This window comes from Actinoplanes regularis (genome assembly GCF_900188005.1).
Classification (GTDB): Bacteria; Actinomycetota; Actinomycetes; order Mycobacteriales; family Micromonosporaceae; genus Actinoplanes; species Actinoplanes regularis.
In genome coordinates, this window is sequence record NZ_FZNR01000015.1 from 55,753 (window position 1) to 74,932 (window position 19,180).

Here is a 19,180-nt window from a genome sequence, read left to right on the forward strand (position 1 = left end):
GACCGGCCATATGTCCCCCGTAGCGGCGGTCAGCTCAGCCAGTTCGTCAGGTTCTGCAGGGCGACGCGGATCTCCGGCACCGGGATGAACTCGCCGTCCGTGTGGGCCAGCAGCGGATCCCCCGGCCCGTAGTTGACCGCCGGAATGCCCAGACCGGCGAAGCGCGACACGTCCGTCCAGCCCAGCTTCGCCTGCGGCGTACGGCCGACAAGCTCGACGAACTCCTTGGCGGCCGGCTGGTCCAGCCCCGGCCGCGCACCCGGCGCCCGGTCGGTCACCTCGAGCTCGAAGCCGGCGAAGACCTCGCGCAGGTGGGCCTCGGCGACGTCGGTGTCGCGGTCCGGGGCGAAGCGATAGTTCACGAAGATCGTGCACAGGTCGGGGATGACGTTGCCGGCGATGCCGCCCTCGATCTTCACCGCGTTCAGACCCTCGCGGTACTGCAGACCCTCGACGACCGGCCGCCGCGGCTCGTAGGCCCGCAGCACGTCGAGAACCGCGCCGGCGCTGTGGATCGCGTTGCTGCCGCGCCACGAACGGGCGGCGTGCGCGGCCTCCCCGGGCACCGTGATCTTCACGCGCATGGTGCCCTGGCAGCCGCCCTCGACGGTGCCGTCACTCGGCTCCCCGAGGATCGCGAAGTCCGCGGCCAGCCACTCCGGGTGGTTGCGGACCAGGCGGCCGAGCCCGTTCAGCGCGGCCGCGACCTCCTCGTGGTCGTAGAAGACGTAGGTGACGTCGTAGCGCGGCGTCTCCAGGAGCGCGGCAAGCTGAAGCATGACGGCGACGCCGGCCTTCATGTCGACGGTGCCACGGCCACGCAGGATCTCGCCGTCCTCCACGACCGGCACGTTGTCCTTGATCGGCACGGTGTCGAGGTGGCCGGCGAGCACCACCCGGGTCGGGCGGCCGAGGTTGGTCCGGGCGACCACGGCGTCACCGTCGCGCAGCACCTCCAGGTGGGCACACCCCCGCAGGGCGGCCTCCACCGCGTCGGCGAGCTCCTTCTCGTCGCCGCTGACCGAGGGGATGTCGCAGATGGTGCGGGTGAGAGCGACCACGTCGCCGGTGAGATCGAGATCTGCCATGCTGTAATATTATCAGAGACAAAGCATTTTTATGCGCACGGCCTTCCCGGCACCGTCGGGTGACACCTCGTCGCCCCCTCGCGACGATAGGGTCGGGAAGCCAGCGCTGAGCCAACGATCGAGGAGTGGGTGTGCCGGAGAGTGACGAGCCGACCCGGCTCTGGGGTGCGCGATTCGCCGGTGGCCCGGCGGAGGCCCTGGCCCGGTTGAGCGTCAGCGTCCAGTTCGACTGGCGACTGGCGCCTTATGACCTGCTCGCCTCCCGCGCGCACGCCCGCGTGCTGGCCAACGCGGGCCTGCTCGACGCGGACGAGCTGGGCCGGATGCTGGCCGCGCTGGACGACCTGGAGTCGGCCTGCGCCACCGGCGAGTTCCGCCCCACCATCGAGGACGAGGACGTGCACACCGCCCTGGAGCGCGGCCTGCTGGAGCGCCTCGGCGCGCTCGGCGGCAAGCTGCGCGCCGGCCGGTCCCGCAACGACCAGGTCGCCACCGACCTGCGGCTCTACCTGCGTGATCACGCCCGCGGGGTGGCCGTCGCGCTGATCGAGCTGGCCGACGCCCTCACCGAGCAGGCCGCTCGCAACGTCGACACCCCGGCGCCGGGCCTGACCCACGTGCAGCACGCCCAGCCGGTCAGCTTCGGCCACTGGCTGCTCGCCCACGTCCAGCCGCTGCTGCGCGACCTGGAGCGGCTGCGCGACTGGGACGTGCGTACCGCGATCAGCCCGCTGGGCTCCGGCGCCCTGGCCGGCTCCTCGCTGCCGCTCGACCCGGCGGCGGTCGCCAAGGAACTCGGCTTCGCCGCCCCCGCGCCGAACTCGATGGACGCCGTCGCCGACCGTGACTTCGTCGCCGAGTTCCTCTTCATCACCGCGCTGATCGGCGTGCACCTGTCCCGGCTCGGCGAGGAGGTGGTGCTCTGGACCTCCACCGAGTTCGGCTGGGTGGAGCTCGACGACGCCTTCGCCACCGGTTCGTCGATCATGCCGCAGAAGAAGAACGCGGACATCGCCGAGCTGGCCCGGGGCAAGAGCGGCCGCCTGATCGGCGGCCTGGTCACGGTCCTGACCATGCTCAAGGGCCTGCCGCTGACGTACGACCGGGACATGCAGGAGGACAAGGAGCCGGCCTTCGACGCGGTCGACACCCTGGAGCTGCTGCTCCCCGCCCTGGCCGGGATGGTCTCCACGATGACCGTCCGGGTGGACCGCCTCGCCGCCGCCGCCCCGGTCGGCTTCTCCCTGGCCACCGAGGTCGCCGACTGGCTGGTCCGCCGCAACGTGCCGTTCCGTGACGCCCACGAGATCACCGGCAAGCTGGTCGCGCTCTGCTCGGCCCGGGAGTGCGAACTGGACGATCTCACCGACGACGACCTGAAGTCGGTCAGCGACCACCTGGACCCGGCGGTCCGCGAGGTCCTCTCGGTCTCCTCGGCCCTGGCCGCCCGGACGACGCCGGGCTCGACCGGCCCCGGTCCGGTCCGGGAGCAGCTCGCCACGGTCGAACACAAACTGGACACCTGGCGCCAGTGGGCGGTCGAGAAGGTCGTCCCCCGCTGACGACACCACCACCGGGCCCAGCCAGCCGCAGCCGGCTGGTTCGCACATAGCTGTCCGTACCGGCGACACCGCCACCGGACCCAGCCATCGCAAACAGGCTGGGCTCGGTGGCGGTGTCGCGGCATTTTGACGGCTATGGGCGCCAGCCGACAGGGCCGGCTCGACCGAGGGGTGGGCAGCACGCTGGGCTGGACGCCGGGCCGGTAATTCGGCGGCGCTGGTCGTATCGTGCTGACGTGACCGACGGGATTGCTGGGGCCGAGCCGCTCGTCGACGGGATGAACCTGTCCGTGCGGCTGCGGCGGGACTTCACCGTTACCGATGCCGGGCGGCTGCTCGCCGCCGCTCGGCGGATCCATCAGGAACTCGAGCCGGGCGCGAGCGCTGAGGACGCGGCCGAGATGGTGTCGTGTGCGGCGGACGCGCTGTTCGTCGTTCTCGAGCATGCCGGGCTGCTCGGGGACGCGGTCGACGACCGGTTCACCGCGTATGCCGGGGACGGGCTCGCGATCGGTGGATGGCGTGCCGAGGTCGTGACGGACGAGCCTTGGCCGCTGTCTCCTCAGCCGCGCGGGGATTGCCTGCGTAGCGACGATGTCTTCGCGCTACCCGCTGAGGCCTCACCACCGTTGGAGCACTGACCGCGGGACGCTCGTCGCGGTGATGCCATGAGCGACGAGCGTCCCGACGGCCGTGTTGTCACTCCGCGGGCTGGCCGGCGACGCGGGCGATGCTGCCCGGCATGGCGTACATGTGGGCGAACGCCCGCGCCTGCTCGCCGGTCCACGCCGACGATCCGTGGCCGTAGACCACGCCCTGCCGGGTCGCGGCGTCCAGCAGGCTGTGCGGGCTCTTGCTGCCCAGCAGCACGATGTTGCCCTTGTGCAGCAGCACCCGCACGGTCCCGGTGACCCGGTTCTGGCTGGAGTCCAGGAACGCCCGGAAGTCGTCCATGATCGGGTCGAAGTACACGGCCTCGTGCAGCAGGTCGCCGTACGTGTTGCCGAGGGTGGCCTTGGTGGCCTGCTGCCGGTTGGAGAGGACAAGCTTCTCCAGTTCGCGGTGGGCCGCGATGAGGATCAGCATGCCGGGCGCCTCGAAGCCGACCCGGGCCAGGTTGCCGACCATGGTCGAGCCCATGTGGATGCCCCGGCCGACGCCGTGCTCACCGCCGAGCACGTTGAGCGCCCGCAGGATCGCGTAGTTCGGCGCGCCCGGCCCGGTGCCCTCGACGGCGTCGCCGCCGGCCGTGGTGGCCGCGACGACCTCTCCCTTGTGGAAGGTCAGCAGCAGCTCGACGCCCTGCTCGGGGGCGGCGTCGATCGACTTCGTGTACGTCCAGGCGTCCTCGGGGAGGTACTCCCAGGAGCCGTACGTCTCCTCGCCGCCGATCGAGGTGCCGATCAGGCCCTCGTTGATCGAATACTTCTTGACCTTCTCGCTGACCGCGAAGCCCCGGCTGCGCAGGAACTCGGCCTCCTCCTCGCGGACCAGCCGCTCGTCCCGGACCGGGGTGATGATCTCCAGGTGCGGGGCGAGCGCGCGGATCACCGCGTCGTAGCGGACGTGGTCGGCGCCGGCACCGGTCGAGCCGTGCGCGACGGCGTCCGCGCCGACCTGGAGCGCCACCTCGACGACCTTCTCCGCCTGGATCAGCCGCTCCGCGCCGACGCACGACGGGTAGGCGCCGTTGCGCAGGTAGTTCGCCTTGATCGCGTAGGTGACGACCCGGTCGTACAGCTCGGCGCGCGCGTCGACGACGTGGTGCTCGACGGCGCCCAGCTCCCGCGCCCGGGCCGAGACCACCTCGGCCTCACCGCTGTGCAGGCCGCCGGTGTCGATGTTGGCGGTCACCACGTCCCAGCCCTTCTCGCGGAAGTCCACGAGGGCGTACGAGGTGTCCAGCCCACCGGAGAAGGCGAGAACGATCTTGCGCTTGGTCATCGCGGCAGTTCCTTTTCGAGAATCGGCACATATGTCTTACCGTCCCGGCGAACATGGCCGGGCGGGAGGACATAGAACTCAGAGCGCCCCGACTCGATGTCCTTCTGCATCGCCTGCTGGCGACTGTAGTCGAACGGATCGAGCAGGAAGCTCGGCTCGGACAAGCCGCCCCCGGCCGGGAGCGTGAGGTCGCTCTGGTAGACGAACGATCCGGGCGCGGTGTGGAACGGCACGGTGGCGACCAGCACCTTGAGCGCGCCGAACTCGGTGTGCACCTTGAGGGCGCTGTTGTCGTACTGGGTGACGCCGTCCAGCTTCTGCGCGCGGTAGGCGGAGAGGGCCAGGGCCTTGGCGGCCTTGCCGAGCCCGACGGCCGGCATCAGCGACCAGAGCGACCAGCCCACCCAGCGGCCCGGCTCGGCGGACGGCGCCGCACAGTAGCCACCGACCGGCACCGGGCCGGTGTAGCCGCTGGCCCGCATGTCCTCCTGCACCTTGCGCAGCAGCTGCTTGACGTCGGTGTCGAAGCGGAACGTGGAACGCTCCACCATCGCCGCGAACTCGTCCTGCGGCAGGCTGGCGATCAGCGCGGCGGCCGGCATCAGGATCAGGTCGACCATCACCCACTGCGGCATCGGGATGCCCCGGTCGCCGAACGCGATGCCGTTGATCACGTTGAACAGGTTCAGGAACTCCCGGATCGACCAGTCCTTCTCCGTGGTGTCGGTGAAGTCGAGCCAGGTCAGCTTGTGCCCGTACGGCGTCTCGTTGAGGTGCGGCCGGATCGTCTCGTTGGAGGCGAGGAAGAACTCCACGCCGAGCCCGGCCAGCTTGCCGGTGTGGTCGGCGAAGTCCGGGAAGCGGGTTTCCACCGCGGGCGGGAAGTGCGTCATCGGTTCTCCTCCTGGCGGTCGGCGTCCGACCGGCTCCAGTTTCCGAGCTTCTCTGCGAGGGCGGCACCGGAATCGGGTCCGTTGTCGCGGGCCACCACGAAAATGGTGTCGTCGCCGGCGATGGTGCCGACCACATCCGAGAGGCCGGAGCGGTCCAGCGCGCTGGCCAGGAACTGGGCGGCGCCCGGCGGGGTACGCAGGACCGCGATGTTCCCGCTCGAGTCGACGCCGGTGAGCAGCTCCCTGAGCAGCCGGATCAGCCGGGCCGGCCCCTGCCCGGTGGTCTCGCGCAGCGGCCGCTTGCCGTCCTCCGGGATCAGGTAGGCGCCGCTGACCTTGACCGCGTTCAGCTCCTCCAGGTCACGGGAGAGCGTGGCCTGGGTGACCTGCACGCCCTCCGCGGCGAGCAGGTCGGCCAGTTCGGTCTGCGAGCGCACGGTGCGACCCCGGATCAGTTCGACGATCCGGGCGTGCCGTCCCGCCCTCGTGATCGGTCCGCTCACTTCGACACCCCGCTTCGCTCCGCGCCGATGAGGAGCTCCTTCCGGTCGCTCATGCCTCGTTGACCGCCAGCAGCCAGGCCAGCAGCGCCTTCTGGGCGTGCAGGCGGTTCTCGGCCTCGTCGAAGACGACGCTCTGCGGGCCGTCCATCACCTCGTCGGTGATCTCGTCGCCGCGGTGCGCCGGCAGGCAGTGCAGCACGATCGCCTCCGGATCGGCGACCGCCAGCAGTTCCTTGTTGATCTGGTACGGCCGGAACGGGGTGAGCCGGTCCTTGCCGTCCGCCTCCTGCCCCATCGACGTCCAGGTGTCGGTCGCCACCACGTGCGCGGCGTCCGCGGCCTCACGCGGGTCGCGCAGCACCTCGACCGAACCGCCGGTCCACGCGGCGATCTCGGCGGCACGGGCGACCACGGCCGGGGCCGGGTCGAAACCGGACGGGCCGGCCACCCGCACGTTCATCCCGGCGGTGGCCCCGGCCAGCAGGTAGGAGTGGGCCATGTTGTTGGCGGCGTCACCGACGTACGCCAGGGTCTTCCCCCCGGTGGTGCCGAACCGCTCCCGGATGGTCAGCAGGTCGGCCAGCAGTTGGCAGGGGTGGTAGCCGTCGGAGAGCGCGTTGATCACCGGCACGTCGACGCCGGAGGCCAGCTCGGCCAGGCGCTCGTCTCCGTGCGTGCGGTAGACCATCGCCGCGACGTACCGGGAGACCACCCGCCCCGCGTCGGCCAGGCTCTCGCCCCGGCCGAAGTGCGTGTTCTGGGTGTCCACGATGATCGGCTGACCGCCCAGCTCGGCGATGCCGGCCTCGAACGACAGCCGGGTCCGCAGGCTGGCCTTGTCGAAGAAGACCGCGACCGAGCGGGGGCCGGCCAGCGGGGTGAACCCGAACCGGTTCGCCTTCATCTCGGCGGCCAGGTCGAGGACGTCGGACTGCTCCTTCGGGCTGAGGTCGTCGTCGCGGAGGAAGTGGCGCAGGGTCACCGGATACCGTCCAGGGCAGCGATCAGGGCGTCCACCTGATCGGAGGAGATGATCAGGGGCGGGGCGAGCCGGACGACGTCCGGCTTGGTCGCGTTGACGAGGAAGCCCGCGTCGCGCAGCTTCGCCGCGATCTCCGCGGAGACCGGCTCGTTGAGGACGATGCCGAGGAGCAGCCCGGCGCCACGGACCTTCTTCACGTACGGGTGGTTCAGCCCCTCGATCCCGCGACGGAGCTGCTCACCGACCCGCTTGACGTGGTCGAGCAGCCCCTCCCCGGCGATCGTCCGGACCACCGCGAGGCCCGCCGCGCAGGCGACCGGGTTGCCGGCGAACGTGCTGCCGTGCATGCCCGGCTGCAGCAGGTCGGCGGCCGCGCCGAAGGCGATGCAGGCGCCCAGCGGCAGCCCGCCGCCGAGCCCCTTGGCCAGCGTCACGATGTCCGGCTCGACACCCTCGCTCTGGTGGTGGAACCAGTGCCCGGTCCGCCCGACGCCGGTCTGGATCTCGTCGAGGACGAGCAGCGCGCCGTGGCGGGTGCAGATCTCCCGGGCCGCGGTCAGGTAACCGGCCGGCGGGACGACCACGCCGTTCTCGCCCTGGATCGGCTCGAGGATGACCATCGCGGTCGCGTCGGTGACGGCCGCCTCGAGGGCGCTGATCTCCCCGTACGGGATATGGGAGACGTCGCCCGGCAGCGGCCGGAAGGGATCCTGCTTCGCGGGCTGACCGGTCAGGGCCAGCGCGCCCATGGTCCGGCCGTGGAAGGCGCCCTCGGTGGCGACCACGTGGGTGCGGCCGGTGAGCCGGGAGATCTTGAAGGCGGCCTCGTTGGCCTCGGCGCCGGAGTTGCAGAACAGCACCCGCCCGGCCCGGCCGGCCAGCGCGAGCAGCAGCTCGGCCAGGGCCACCGACGGCTCGGAGACGTAGAAGTTGGAGACGTGCCCCAGCTGCTGGATCTGCTGGGTGACCGCGGCGACCACGGCCGGGTGCGCGTGCCCGAGGGCGTTGACCGCGATGCCGCCGAGGAAGTCGACGTACTGCTTGCCGTCCTCCGCGGTGAGCACCGCGCCCGCGCCCTTGACCAGACCGAACGCCGGGGTGCCGTAGTTGTTCATCATGGACTGCTGCCAGCGCTCAGGCAGGGTGCTCACGCTGTCACCTCTGCTTCGCTCCCGATGCCAGCGGCCGATTCGCTCGCAAGCTCGCTCATGACGGGACCACCATCGTTCCGATTCCTTCTTCCGTGAAGACTTCGAGCAGCGTCGAGTGGGCGAGCCGGCCGTCGACCACGTGCGCTGACGGGACCCCGCCGCGCACCGCGCGCAGGCAGGCCTCCATCTTGGGCACCATCCCGGCCTCCAGGCCGGGCAGCAGCTTCGCCAGCGCGTCCACATCGATCTCGCTGGTCAGCGACGAGGTGTCCGGCCAGTTGGTGTAGAGCCCGGGCACGTCGGTGAGGACCACCAGCTTGCGGGCACCGAGCGCGACCGCGAGCGCGGAGGCGGCGGTGTCGGCGTTGACGTTGTGCAGCACGCCCCGGGCGTCGGGGGCGACCGTGGCGATCACCGGGATCCGGCCGGCCGCGATCAGGTCGTCGACCGCGGACGTGTCCACCCGCTCGACGTCGCCGACCTGACCGATGTCGACCTCCTCGCCGTCGATCGTCGCGCCGCGGCGGACCGCGGTAAACAGGCCGGCGTCCTCACCGGAGAGGCCCACGGCGAACGGGCCGTGCTGGTTGATCAGGCCGACCAGCTCACGGCCGACCTGGCCGGTGAGCACCATCCGGACGACCTCCATGGTCTCCGGGGTGGTCACCCGCAGGCCGCCGCGGAACTCGGACTCGATGCCGAGGCGCTTGAGCATCCGGTTGATCTGCGGGCCGCCGCCGTGCACGACGACCGGCTTGATGCCGACGTGGCGCAGGAACACCATGTCGGCGGCGAACGCGCGCTGCAGCTCGGCGTCGATCATGGCGTTTCCGCCGTACTTGATCACGATCGTGGCGCCGCGGAAGCGCTCCAGCCAGGGCAGCGCCTCGATCAGGATCGCGGCCTTCTCCTGGGCTTTCATGACGAGTACGCCGAGTTCTCGTGGACGTACGCGTGGGAGAGATCCGTGGTCCAGATCGTCGCGTTCAGCTCCCCCTCGTGCAGGTTGATCGTGACCCGCACGTCCCGCCCGGAGAGGTCGACCTTCGACCGGTCCTCGGCTGCGGCGCCGTTGCGGCAGACCCAGACCCCGTTGATCGCCACGTCGATCCGGTCCGCCTCGAAGGCGGCGGTCGTGGTGCCGACGGCGGCCAGGATCCGGCCCCAGTTCGGGTCGTTGCCGAAGAACGCCGTCTTGACCAGGTTGTTGCCCGCGACGCTCCGGCCGACCTGCACCGCGTCGGCCTCGGTGGCCGCGCCGGCCACCTCGATCGCGATGTGTTTGGTGGCGCCCTCGGCGTCGGTGATCAGCTGCTGGGCGAGGTCGTGGCAGACCTCGGTGACCGCGGCGGTCAGCTCCTCGAGCGACGGCTGCCGGTCGGAGGCGCCGCTGGCCAGCAGCAGCACGGTGTCGTTGGTGGACATGCAGCCGTCGGCGTCGATCCGGTCGAAGGTGACCCGGGTGGCCGCGCGCAGCGCCGCGTCCAGCGTCTCGTTGTCGGCCGACGCGTCCGTGGTGATCACCACGAGCATGGTGGCCAGGGCCGGGGCGAGCATGCCGGCGCCCTTGGCGATGCCGCCGACCGACCAGCCGTCACGTGACGCCACCGAGTTCTTGGCGACCGTGTCGGTGGTCATGATCGCCTGGGCGGCCTGCTCGCCACCGTCCGCGGCGAGCGCCTTGACCGCGGCGTTCACGCCCGGCAGCAGCTTGTCCATCGGGAGCAGCTCGCCGATCAGGCCGGTCGAGCAGACCGCGACGTCGCCGGGGCCGATCATCATCTTCTTGGTCGTGCGCAGCGTCGAGGCGGTGTGCTCGGCGGTGGCGTGCGTGTCACGGAAGCCCTGCGAACCGGTGCAGGCGTTGGCGCCGCCGGAGTTGAGCACGACGGCGCGGATCACGCCGCCCTTGACCACCTGCTGGCTCCAGAGCACCGGCGCGGCCTTGACCCGGTTGGCGGTGAAGACGGCGGCCGCGGTGTAGTCGGGACCGTCGTTGACGACGAGGGCGACATCGGGGTTGCCGCTGGGCTTGAGCCCGGCGGCGACGCCGGAGGCACGGAATCCCTTGGGATGGGTGACGGTCACGGGGCAACTCCGAAGACGCTGAGGCCCGCGGTTTCCGGCAGGCCGAACATGATGTTGGCGTTCTGCGCCGCCTGGCCGGCGGCGCCCTTGCCGAGGTTGTCGAGCGCGCTGACGACGATGATGCGGCCGGAGTCGACATCGACCGTGGCCTGCAGGTGACACGAGTTGGAACCGGAGGTGGCGGCCGTGTGCGGCCAGACGCCCTCGGGCAGGACGTGGATGAACGGCTCGTCCGCATACGCCGCCTGGAGCGCCTCGCGCGGGTCGCCGCCGTTGAGCCGCTTCGCGGTGACCGTCGCCAGGATGCCGCGCGGCATCGGCGCCAGGATCGGGGTCATCGACAGCGACGCGGCGCCGGTGGCCTGCTTGATCTCGGCGACGTGCTGGTGGGCACCCACCTTGTACGGCGAGAGGTCACCCATGATCTCGCTGCCCAGCAGGTGCACCTTGGCGTTGCGGCCGGCGCCGGAGGTGCCGGAGGCGGCCACCACCACGACGTCCTGCGGGTCGGCGACACCGGCGGCGATCAGCGGGGCCAGGGCCAGGATGATCGTGGCCGCATAACAACCCGTGTTCGCCACCCGGCTGGAGGCCGCGATCGCGGCGCGCGCGCCGGGCAGCTCGGGCAGGCCGTAGGTCCAGGTGCCGGCGTGGCCGCCGCCGTAGTAGCGGGTCCACTGCTCGGCGCTCTCCAGTCGGAAGTCCGCGCCCAGGTCGACCACCTTGACGGTCTGGGGCAGCTGGGCCGCCACGGCCGCCGACTGCCCGTGCGGCAGGGCGAGAAAGACCAGGTCAGCACCGTTCAGCGCGGCCGCGTCGGTGCTGCTGAACGTCAGGTCCAGCCCGGTCAGCTGCGGATGCGCCGACGTCACGTGCTGCCCGGCCTGGCTGTGCGCGGTCGCCGCGATCAGCTCGAACTCGGGGTGACCGGCCAGCAGGCGCAGCAACTCACCACCGGCGTAACCACTCGCCCCGGCAACCGCGACCCGGACTCCCATGAGACACCCCATCTCCGCATGACTATGCAGAGAACCGTATCAACTCACATTCCGCGCGGCAACCGCGACTCGATCGTCGTCCGAACGGGAACGCCGCGTGCGCGACTTGCCGATCCTGGGCATCACCCGGCCGGAGACGGAGCGGCCCGCCCGGTCAGGCCCGATGTCCGCGGGCATCGGGCCTGACCGGGCGGGCTCAGGTCGTACGGGAGCGGGGTCTCAGGTCGTGATCGCCTGGGCGAGGGCGACGCCGAACCAGTCCTGCGGGTCGGACCACCAGTGGCGGAGGGCGAAGCCCGACGCGGCGAGCTCCTCCGCGAGGCCGACCCGGTGGAATTTGGCGGAGGTCTCCGTCCGCAGCTCCTCGCCCTCGGCGAAGGCGACGTCCAGATCCAGCTCCGCGACGTGCACCCGCTGGTCCCGCAGCGAGCGCAACCGCATCTCGATCCACTCCCGCTCCGCGTCCCAGAGCGCGACGTGCTCGAAGGCGAGGGGATCGAAATCGGCCCGCAGTTCGCGGTTGATGACCCGGAGCACGTTGCGGTTGAACTCGGCGGTCACGCCGGCCGCGTCGTCGTACGCCGGGATCAGCGTGCCCGGGTCCTTGACCAGGTCGGCGCCGAGCAGCAGCCACTCCCCCTGGTGCAGGACGGAGCGCAGGTCGCCGAGGAACGCGGAGCGCTCGGCGGGGACGAGGTTGCCGATCGTGCCGCCGAGGAAGGCCACCACGCGGCCGTCGCCGTCGGGGAGTCGGCGCAGGTGGCGGATGAAGTCACCGACCACGCCGGTGACGCTCAGGCCGGGGTAGGCGAGGCCGAGGGCGTCGACCGCCGAGGAGAGGGCGGATTCGGACACGTCGAGCGGTACGAACGACCCGAGCGTGCCCCGGGAGAGCATCGCGTCGAGCAGCAGGCGGGTCTTCTCCGACGAGCCGGAGCCGAGTTCGACCAGGGTCTTCGCCTCGGTGATCCGGGCGATCGCGCCGGCGTGCTCCCGCAGGATCGAACGCTCGGTGCGGGTCGGGTAGTACTCCGGCAGGCGGGTGATCTCCTCGAAGAGCTCGCTGCCGCGGGCGTCGTAGAACCACTTGGGTGGCAGGCTTTTCGGGGTGGCGGTGAGACCCACACGCACGTCGTCGCGCAGGGATCGGGCCAGGTCCTGCTCGTCGAGATGCTTCTCCAGCACAGACATGCTTCTCCCAGGTACGAATAGCGGGAAATTTCAGGAAAGAGAGGTAATTGCTAGGTGAACCGGCGTGGCGACCAGCAGATTCCCGTCCGGGATCGGCCGCCAGGCGGGATCGGCGTCCAGCGGCTCGGAGGCGACCAGCACCGCCCCGTCACCGGCCCGGACCGAGAGTGCATGGCCGGCCGCGCTGGCGACGATCCGCGAGCCGTCGGTGAGCAGCAGATTCAGCCGCGAGCCGGGCGCGGTCCGCCGGATCTCCCGGACCAGCGCGGCCATCGCCTCGTCCGGGGGTTTCCCGGCGCGCAACTGATGCCGGACGAGCGCGAAGAGCGCCGCCGAGTCGGTCGGCGCGTCCAGTGTCAGGAGGTCCTCGATCGGCAGATCGGCGGCGAGCCCGGCGAGGGCGCCGGGGAAGCCCCGCACCACGCCGTTGTGGCTGAACAGCCAGCGGCCGTCGGCGAACGGCGCGGCCGCGGTCTCCACCACCGGCATCCCGATCGTGGCCGACCGGACAGCGGCGAGCACCGCCCCGGAGTGGGTGGCCGCGGCGAGCGCGGGCAGCGCGGCATCCGTCCAGATCGGCATCGCGCTGCGGTACCGGACGGGCCGGTCGGCGCCGGGCGGAAACCACCCCACGCCGAAACCGTCCGCGTTGATGGTGCCGCCGCCGCGCATGTCAGCCGGCGCCCAGGCCTGGTGGGCCAGCGCGTGCGGCGGGTCCAGCAGCAATGCCGCCAGCGGCACGGGCGGGCCGAGATAGGCCAGGTGGCGGCACATCAGGCCAGCTCCCGCACGCATCGGAAGCCGCTGAAGATCTGCCGCCGGATCGGGTGGTCCCAGTTGCGGAACGTGCCCCGGCAGGCGGCCGCGTCGGTGCCGAACGAGCCGCCGCGCAACACCCGGTAGTCCCCGCCGAAGAACACCTCGGAGTACTCCGCGTACGGGAACACCTTGAAGCCGGGGTAGCCGTGGAAGACGGTCGACGTCCACTCCCAGACGTCGCCGATCAGCTGGTGCACGCCGAGTGGCGACGCACCCGCCGGATAGGCACCGACCGGCGCCGGGGCGAGATGCCGCTGGCCCAGGTTGGCGTGCTCCGGGCCGGGCGGGTCGTCACCCCACGGGTAGCGCCGGGAACGGCCGGTCTCCGGATCCCAGCGGGCCGCCTTCTCCCACTCGGCCTCGGTCGGCAGGCGCTTGCCGGCCCACTTCGCGTACGCCTCGGCCTCGAAGAAGCAGACGTGCACCACCGGCTCGTCGCCCCGCACCGGCGAGACCCGGCCGAACCGCCGGTAGAGCCAGTCACCGCCGTCCCGGATCCAGTGCAGCGGCGCGGTCAGCCCGGCCTCGTGCCGGTACGCCCAGCCGCGCGAGCTCCACCAGCGCGGATCGTCATAGCCGCCGGCGTCGATGAAGCTCGCGTAGGCGGCGTTGGTCACCGGCACCGCGTCGATCAGGAAGGCCGGCAGGTCGACGGCGTGCGCCGGCCGCTCGTTGTCCAGCGCCCACGGGTCGGTGTCGGTGCCCATCGTGAACGGGCCGCCCGGGACCAGCACCTCACCGCGCACCCGGGCGTTGCCCGGCGGCGGCTCCGGCGCGGACAGCACCGGGCCGCCGGCCCGCAACTGGTGGGTGGCGAGCATGGTCTCGTCGTGCTGCTGCTCGTGCTGCACGATCATCCCGAACGCGAAGCCGCCCGCGACCAGCGGCCGCTCGTCGATCCGCACCCGGTCCAGCACGTCCAGGGCCTTCTCCCGGACCTGCGTCAGATATTTCCGCGACTCGGCCGGGTCGAGCAGCGGCAGGGCGGGGCGGTCGCCGCGGGCGTGCTTGAACGCGTCGTAGAGGTGGTCGATGTCCTGCCGGACCGGGTCCCGGCCGCCGACGTCGCGGACCAGCCAGAGCTCCTCCTGGTTGCCGACGTGCGCGAGGTCCCAGACCAGCGGGGACATCAGCGGGGAGTGCTGCCGGATCAGCTCGTCGTCGTCGACCGCCTCGGTGAGCAGGGCGGTGCGCGCCCGGGTCCGCTCCAGCTCCGCCGCGATCAGATTCTTGTCAGGGGTCATCGTGCGGTTCCTTCCACGCTGGCCTTCACAGGGAAAGCCGGCCTACCCGGAAACGGGCCGGCCTTCACAGGGGGCTGGTCTTGAGGAACGCCTGAAGGCGCCGGGTGACCACGTCGAAAACCGTTTCCCGTACGGAGGGCGGCAGCCCGACCGCGTCGCAGTGCCGGCAGGCCAGCTCGGCCAGCCCGGCCGCCGCCGTGCGGACGACCGGATCGCCGAGCCCGTCCCGCGCGGCCACCCACCAGCGATCGGCGGCCGGGGCGGCGATCTCCCGGGCCCGCGCCGTGATCGAGTCGTCCGCCATCAGCGCGGCGATCACGGCGACCGGGACGATCCACTCCTCACCGGGCTGGGTGTCGAGGTAGCGGACCTCCAGGTAGCCGCGCGGCCGTACCGGCGGGAACAGGGTGTTCAGGTGATAGTCGAGGTCGGCCACGGTCGGTGGCCGCTCCACGAACACGCCGGACGTGATCCAGTCGGCGAAGGTGACGCCGGGTGGCGCGTCCCAGCAGTCACCGTCGCGGCGCACGCAGAGCAGCGGAGCGGCCAGGGCGTACCGGGCCCAGTCGCCGGCCGGGTCGCCGCCGTTCAGCGCCGGTCCGCTGCGACGCGGGTCGATGCCGTACCAGGCGGCCATCCGGGCGGACGCCCAGCCGGTGTCCCGGCCGGCGTGCTCGCGGGAGTTCGCGAAGAGGGCCAGCAGCGGCGGCCCGATCTCGTGCAGTGCCGCCCAGCGCGCGGGGGCCGAACCGGCCTCCCCGGCGTCCAGGCAGATCTGCAGGCCGGCCGTGCTGCTCATCATGGTGTGGCCGGCCCGGTCGAAGGCGCGCTCCATCGCGGCGTACCGCTGGGTGTCGAGGATGCGGCGCGGTTCGCGATGCGGGTCGATACCGCGTTCTCCCAGCACGATCCCGCTCCGGCCGAGCAACTCGGCGAGCAGGGCGTGATCGGCGGTGACGGCGGCGTGCAGGGCGGGCAGGGACTCCGCCGGGGCCGAGGAGATCTCGACCTGGCCGCCCGGTTCGACGGTGACCGCGCCACCGCTGGGCAGTGGCTCCGGCTCCGGATTGCCGAGGCTGGCGGGCGCGTGCCCGCCGAGTGCGGCGCGCAGCTCCTCGGGCCGCAGGTGGGCGGCCGGGTCGCCGGCGCGATGTGTGGTCCATTCCAGTTCGGCGCCGATCCACCGGGGCGGTCCGGTCTTGAAACAGATGCCCTCGATGTGTTCGATCGCCTCCGAGCTGTCTTGCAGCACCCGATCGACCGACCTCATGCTCCCCCTCACCGTCTCGGACAGCGACACCGAGACGATTACTCAGAGTAATCGAAAGACTCCGATATGTGCGATCCTATCGGACCTTACCCGCATCGACGAGGTTCCGCCGTCCCGGTTCACCCGCTTTCCAGATGTTTCCGCACCGTCCGGCCACCATCGGCGAGGATCTAAAAGTTCCGGAACCGGGCCGGGGTGCCGGAACCGGTTCCGGACTGGAAGACTCCGAGACGTTCATGTTTGGCAGACCGTGCTTCGCGGTCATGACGACCGGGGGCCCGCATGCCCGCAGAATTCCCCTACCTGGATCCCGCTCTCGCCGTCGAGCAGCGCGTCGACGACCTGCTCAGCCGCATGACCCTGCCCGAGAAGGTGGGGCAGATGCTGCAATTGGACGCCCGGCAGGACCTGGCCGAGATCATTCAGGACAAACTGGCCGGATCCATCCTGCACACCTCGCCCGCCAAGCTGATCGAGGCGAGCGAGCTGCTGGCCCGCACCCGACTGAAAATTCCGCTGCTCACCGCGGAGGACTGCATCCACGGCCACTCGTTCTGGCCGGGCGCGACGATCTTCCCGACCCAGCTGGCGATGGCCGCGTCCTGGGACCCGGAGCTGCTGGAACGGGTCGCCCGGGCGACCGCGGTCGAGGTGTCGGCGACCGGCATCCACCAGACCTTCTCCCCGGTGCTGTGCATCGCCCGGGACCTGCGCTGGGGCCGGGTCGACGAGACCTTCGGCGAGGACCCCCTGCTGATCGGTGACCTCGGCGCGGCGATGATCCGCGGATACCAGGGCGCCGGCCTGACCGACCCGACCGGCATCCTGGCCACCGCCAAACACTTCGCCGGTTACTCCGAGACCCAGGGCGGCCGGGACGCCAGCGAGGCCGACATCAGCCGGCGCAAGCTGCGCTCGTGGTTCCTGCCGCCGTTCGAGCGGGCCGCCCGGGAGGGCTGCCAGGTCTTCATGCTCGGCTACCAGTCGATGGACGGCGTGCCGATCACCGCGAACAAGTGGCTGCTCAACGACGTGCTCAAGGGCGAGTGGGGCTTCACCGGCACGCTGGTCACCGACTGGGACAACGTCGGGCGGATGGTCTGGGAACAGAAGGTCTGCGCCGACTACGCGGAGGCCGCGGCGCTGGCGGTCAAGGCCGGGAACGACCTGGTCATGACGACCCCCGGATTCTTCGAGGGCGCCCAGCAGGCGATCGAGCGGGGCCTGCTCGCGGAGGCCGACATCGATTCCGCCGTACGCCGGATCCTGCGCCTCAAATTCGAACTGGGCCTGTTCGAGAACCCGCGCACCCCGGACGCCGCCCGGCAGCGCGAGGTGATCGGCTGCAGCGCGCACAGCGAGCTCAACCTCGAAGTTGCCCGCCGCTCGCTGGTGCTGCTGCGCAACGACGGCACCCTGCCGATCGACCCGGCCGGCGGCCCCCGCCGGATCGCCGTGCTCGGCCCGAACGCCGACGACGTCTCCGCCCAGCTCGGCGACTGGGCCGGCGACTCCGGCCAGGTCGGCTGGCTGATGGACGGGCACCCGCGCGAGCTGACCTCGACCGTGCTGGACGGGATCCGGGCGACCGTCCCGGCGGGCTGGGAGGTCGTCCACGAGCGGGGCGCCGAGATCGAACGCCTGGTCCCGGACCCGGAGGGCGAGACGTTCCCGGACGGGCAGCCCCGCCCGCCGGTCTCCGAGTCCGCACCGGTCGACCCGGCGCGCATCGCCGCGGCCGCCGCCCTGGCCGCCGATTCCGACTACGCGGTCGTGGTGGTCGGCGACACCGTCAACCTGACCGGGGAGGGCTGCTCGACGGCCACCCTGGACCTGCTCGGCGGGCAGATCGCGCTGCTCGACGCGGTCGCCGCGACCGGCACCCCGATGATCGTCGTACTGATCAACTCGAAGCCCCTCGTCCTGCCGCCGTCGGCGCTCGGCGCGGCGGCGATCATCCAGGCGTTCAACCCCGGCATGCGCGGCGGGCAGGCGCTCGCCGAGCTGCTGCTCGGGTTCATCGAGCCGAGCGGGCGGCTGCCGATCTCGGCCGCCCGTCACGTCGGGCAGCAGCCGGTCTACTACAACCAGCTGCGTGGCCAGCACGGCACGCGGTACGCGGACCTCACCCAGGACCCGCTGTTCGCCTTCGGCGAGGGACTGAGCTACACCACGGTGGTGTACGACGGACTGGCCATCGGCGAGCCGGACGTGCCGGCCGACGGGGTCGTGCGGGCGACCGTGCGGCTGTCCAACACCGGGACGCGGCCGGCGGTGGAGACCGTTCAGGCGTACGTCAGCGACCTGGTCACCAGCGTGACCTGGGCACATCGTGAGCTCAAGGCGTACCGGCAGGTGACCGTGCCGCCGGGCGAGAGCCTGACCGTGGAGATCGAGATCCCGGCGGCGGAGTGCACGCTGGTCGACGCGGACGGCCGGCGGGTCGTCGAGCCGGGAGACTTCGAACTGCTCGTCGGGCCGAACTCGCGCCTGTCCGCCCTGCAGTCCGCCAAGTTCCGGATCAGCTAGACCGAGCCGGCGATACCGCCACCCGCACCAGCCACCGACCCCCGGCTGGGCCGGGTGGTGGTATCGCCACCACCATGACCCCCAGCCGGCGAGGCCCGGCTGCGCTGGGGGCGTGACCAGCATTAACAGCGGCCGGTCTCCGGGACGGATGGCACGATCGGGGTAGGTGCTCGTTGTCGAAGCCTGCCAGAGTGGGCGGCGTGCCAAAGCTATCGTTCGCTCGTTTCCGCAGGTCCCGGTCGTTGCGCCGCCTGATCCTCCTGGGTGGTTTGAGTACCGCGCTCGCCGTGCTCACCGTGGCGGCCAGCAACCTGTGGGTACGCCAGGAGTCGGCCGGCCACGTGTACTCACTGGCGGACGTGCCGAGCGCGCCGGTGGCGCTGGTGCTCGGCGCGCAGGTCGACGCGCCCGGCGTGCCGTCCGCGTTCCTCGCCGCGCGGCTGGAGATCGCCCGGCAGCTTTACGAGGCCGGCAAGGTCAAGGCGATCCTGGTCTCCGGTGACCACGCCGAGTGGAATTACGACGAGCCGGGCGCGATGCAGGTCTGGCTGGTCGCCCGTGGTGTGCCGGCCGACCGGATCGTGATGGACCACGCCGGCTTCGACACGTACGACTCCTGCGCCCGGGCCAACCAGATCTTCGGGGTTCGTCAGGCGATCGTGGTCAGCCAGTCGTTCCACGTGCCGCGGGCGGTGGCGCTGTGCCGGGCGCTCGGCATCGAGGCCACCGGGGTCGGCGACGACACGGCTCGCCTCTACAAGCCGCTGTGGGCGCGCGGCCAGACCCGGGAGTGGGCAGCCGCGGTCAAGGCCGCCTGGGATCTGGGCATCCGCCGGGACCCGATCTTCCTCGGCCCGCACGAGATCGGCGTGGAGACCGCGGTCGCCAACGGCTGACCGGAGGCTCTCCCCCACGAAA

Annotated in this window: 17 protein-coding genes; 4 read left to right on the forward strand and 13 right to left on the reverse strand. The window is 71.5% G+C overall.

The genetic code is table 11. The features are described from left to right. Positions 1 to 29 precede the first annotated feature (29 nt). Positions 30 to 1,088, reverse strand: a complete 1,059-nt coding sequence (gene dapE, locus CHC09_RS30965) for a succinyl-diaminopimelate desuccinylase (RefSeq protein ID WP_089296786.1) — start codon at positions 1,086 to 1,088, stop codon at positions 30 to 32. Positions 1,089 to 1,213: 125 nt separating this feature from the next. Here dapE and argH point away from each other — a divergent pair, with 125 nt between their 5' ends. Next, the gene (gene argH / locus CHC09_RS30970; RefSeq protein ID WP_089296787.1) at positions 1,214 to 2,650 is read left to right on the forward strand and encodes an argininosuccinate lyase; all 1,437 of its coding nucleotides are present in this window, start codon (positions 1,214 to 1,216) and stop codon (positions 2,648 to 2,650) included. Between the two features lie 236 nt (positions 2,651 to 2,886). Then, the gene (locus CHC09_RS30975; protein WP_089296788.1) at positions 2,887 to 3,291 is read left to right on the forward strand and encodes a hypothetical protein; all 405 of its coding nucleotides are present in this window, start codon (positions 2,887 to 2,889) and stop codon (positions 3,289 to 3,291) included. Between the two features lie 58 nt (positions 3,292 to 3,349). Here the strand turns inward: CHC09_RS30975 and argG are convergent, their stop codons facing one another. The 12 genes from argG to egtA form a co-directional block, all read right to left on the reverse strand. Beyond that, on the reverse strand, positions 3,350 to 4,594 hold the full coding sequence (gene argG / locus CHC09_RS30980; RefSeq protein WP_089296789.1) for an argininosuccinate synthase: 1,245 nt from the start codon (positions 4,592 to 4,594) through the stop codon (positions 3,350 to 3,352). Next, entirely contained in the window at positions 4,591 to 5,487 is an 897-nt protein-coding gene (locus CHC09_RS30985) for a hypothetical protein (RefSeq protein ID WP_089296790.1), read from the reverse strand. Before CHC09_RS30985 ends, argG begins: the two co-directional genes overlap by 4 nt. Continuing rightward, the gene (locus CHC09_RS30990) at positions 5,484 to 5,990 is read right to left on the reverse strand and encodes an arginine repressor (RefSeq protein WP_089296791.1); all 507 of its coding nucleotides are present in this window, start codon (positions 5,988 to 5,990) and stop codon (positions 5,484 to 5,486) included. Before CHC09_RS30990 ends, CHC09_RS30985 begins: the two co-directional genes overlap by 4 nt. Before the next feature lie 49 nt (positions 5,991 to 6,039). Continuing rightward, positions 6,040 to 6,972, reverse strand: a complete 933-nt coding sequence (gene argF, locus CHC09_RS30995) for an ornithine carbamoyltransferase (protein WP_089296792.1) — start codon at positions 6,970 to 6,972, stop codon at positions 6,040 to 6,042. Then, the gene (locus CHC09_RS31000) at positions 6,969 to 8,123 is read right to left on the reverse strand and encodes an acetylornithine transaminase (protein ID WP_089296793.1); all 1,155 of its coding nucleotides are present in this window, start codon (positions 8,121 to 8,123) and stop codon (positions 6,969 to 6,971) included. Before CHC09_RS31000 ends, argF begins: the two co-directional genes overlap by 4 nt. Before the next feature lie 55 nt (positions 8,124 to 8,178). Next, complete coding sequence (gene argB, locus CHC09_RS31005; protein WP_089296794.1) at positions 8,179 to 9,045, reverse strand: acetylglutamate kinase; 867 nt, start codon at positions 9,043 to 9,045, stop codon at positions 8,179 to 8,181. Then, positions 9,042 to 10,211, reverse strand: a complete 1,170-nt coding sequence (gene argJ / locus CHC09_RS31010; RefSeq protein ID WP_089296795.1) for a bifunctional glutamate N-acetyltransferase/amino-acid acetyltransferase ArgJ — start codon at positions 10,209 to 10,211, stop codon at positions 9,042 to 9,044. Before argJ ends, argB begins: the two co-directional genes overlap by 4 nt. Then, positions 10,208 to 11,209, reverse strand: coding sequence for an N-acetyl-gamma-glutamyl-phosphate reductase (argC, locus tag CHC09_RS31015; RefSeq protein WP_089296796.1), 1,002 nt, complete (start codon positions 11,207 to 11,209; stop codon positions 10,208 to 10,210). Before argC ends, argJ begins: the two co-directional genes overlap by 4 nt. A 219-nt stretch (positions 11,210 to 11,428) precedes the next feature. Next, a complete protein-coding gene (gene egtD, locus CHC09_RS31020; protein WP_089296797.1) occupies positions 11,429 to 12,400 on the reverse strand; it encodes an L-histidine N(alpha)-methyltransferase in 972 nt (323 codons plus the stop codon). 30 nt (positions 12,401 to 12,430) lie between these two features. Next, a complete protein-coding gene (gene egtC / locus CHC09_RS31025) occupies positions 12,431 to 13,174 on the reverse strand; it encodes an ergothioneine biosynthesis protein EgtC (RefSeq protein ID WP_089296798.1) in 744 nt (247 codons plus the stop codon). Continuing rightward, positions 13,174 to 14,463, reverse strand: coding sequence for an ergothioneine biosynthesis protein EgtB (gene egtB, locus CHC09_RS31030; protein WP_089296799.1), 1,290 nt, complete (start codon positions 14,461 to 14,463; stop codon positions 13,174 to 13,176). Before egtB ends, egtC begins: the two co-directional genes overlap by 1 nt. Before the next feature lie 64 nt (positions 14,464 to 14,527). After that, entirely contained in the window at positions 14,528 to 15,733 is a 1,206-nt protein-coding gene (gene egtA, locus CHC09_RS31035) for an ergothioneine biosynthesis glutamate--cysteine ligase EgtA (RefSeq protein ID WP_089296800.1), read from the reverse strand. 282 nt (positions 15,734 to 16,015) lie between these two features. On the opposite strand from egtA, the gene CHC09_RS31040 reads away from it, so the two are divergent. Together CHC09_RS31040 and CHC09_RS31045 are read left to right on the forward strand one after the other, a co-directional pair. Further along, a complete protein-coding gene (locus CHC09_RS31040; RefSeq protein ID WP_089296801.1) occupies positions 16,016 to 18,262 on the forward strand; it encodes an exo-beta-d-1,3/1,6-glucosidase in 2,247 nt (748 codons plus the stop codon). 200 nt (positions 18,263 to 18,462) lie between these two features. Then, positions 18,463 to 19,158 carry a SanA/YdcF family protein gene (locus CHC09_RS31045; protein ID WP_089296939.1) on the forward strand — a complete coding sequence of 232 codons (696 nt, stop codon included), beginning with the start codon at positions 18,463 to 18,465 and terminating at the stop codon, positions 19,156 to 19,158. Positions 19,159 to 19,180: the final 22 nt, after the last annotated feature.

Bases quoted from the DNA above. Each gene is read 5' to 3' on its own strand.
- dapE (WP_089296786.1), bottom strand. From the start codon at position 1,088: ATGGCAGATCTCGATCTCACCGGCGACGTGGTCGCTCTCACCCGCACC.
- argB (WP_089296794.1), bottom strand. From the start codon at position 9,045: ATGAAAGCCCAGGAGAAGGCCGCGATCCTGATCGAGGCGCTGCCCTGG.
- CHC09_RS31040 (WP_089296801.1), top strand. From the start codon at position 16,016: ATGCCCGCAGAATTCCCCTACCTGGATCCCGCTCTCGCCGTCGAGCAG.
- egtD (WP_089296797.1), bottom strand. From the start codon at position 12,400: ATGTCTGTGCTGGAGAAGCATCTCGACGAGCAGGACCTGGCCCGATCC.
- egtC (WP_089296798.1), bottom strand. From the start codon at position 13,174: ATGTGCCGCCACCTGGCCTATCTCGGCCCGCCCGTGCCGCTGGCGGCA.
- egtB (WP_089296799.1), bottom strand. From the start codon at position 14,463: ATGACCCCTGACAAGAATCTGATCGCGGCGGAGCTGGAGCGGACCCGG.
- egtA (WP_089296800.1), bottom strand. From the start codon at position 15,733: ATGAGGTCGGTCGATCGGGTGCTGCAAGACAGCTCGGAGGCGATCGAA.
- CHC09_RS30985 (WP_089296790.1), bottom strand. From the start codon at position 5,487: ATGACGCACTTCCCGCCCGCGGTGGAAACCCGCTTCCCGGACTTCGCC.
- argC (WP_089296796.1), bottom strand. From the start codon at position 11,209: ATGGGAGTCCGGGTCGCGGTTGCCGGGGCGAGTGGTTACGCCGGTGGT.
- argG (WP_089296789.1), bottom strand. From the start codon at position 4,594: ATGACCAAGCGCAAGATCGTTCTCGCCTTCTCCGGTGGGCTGGACACC.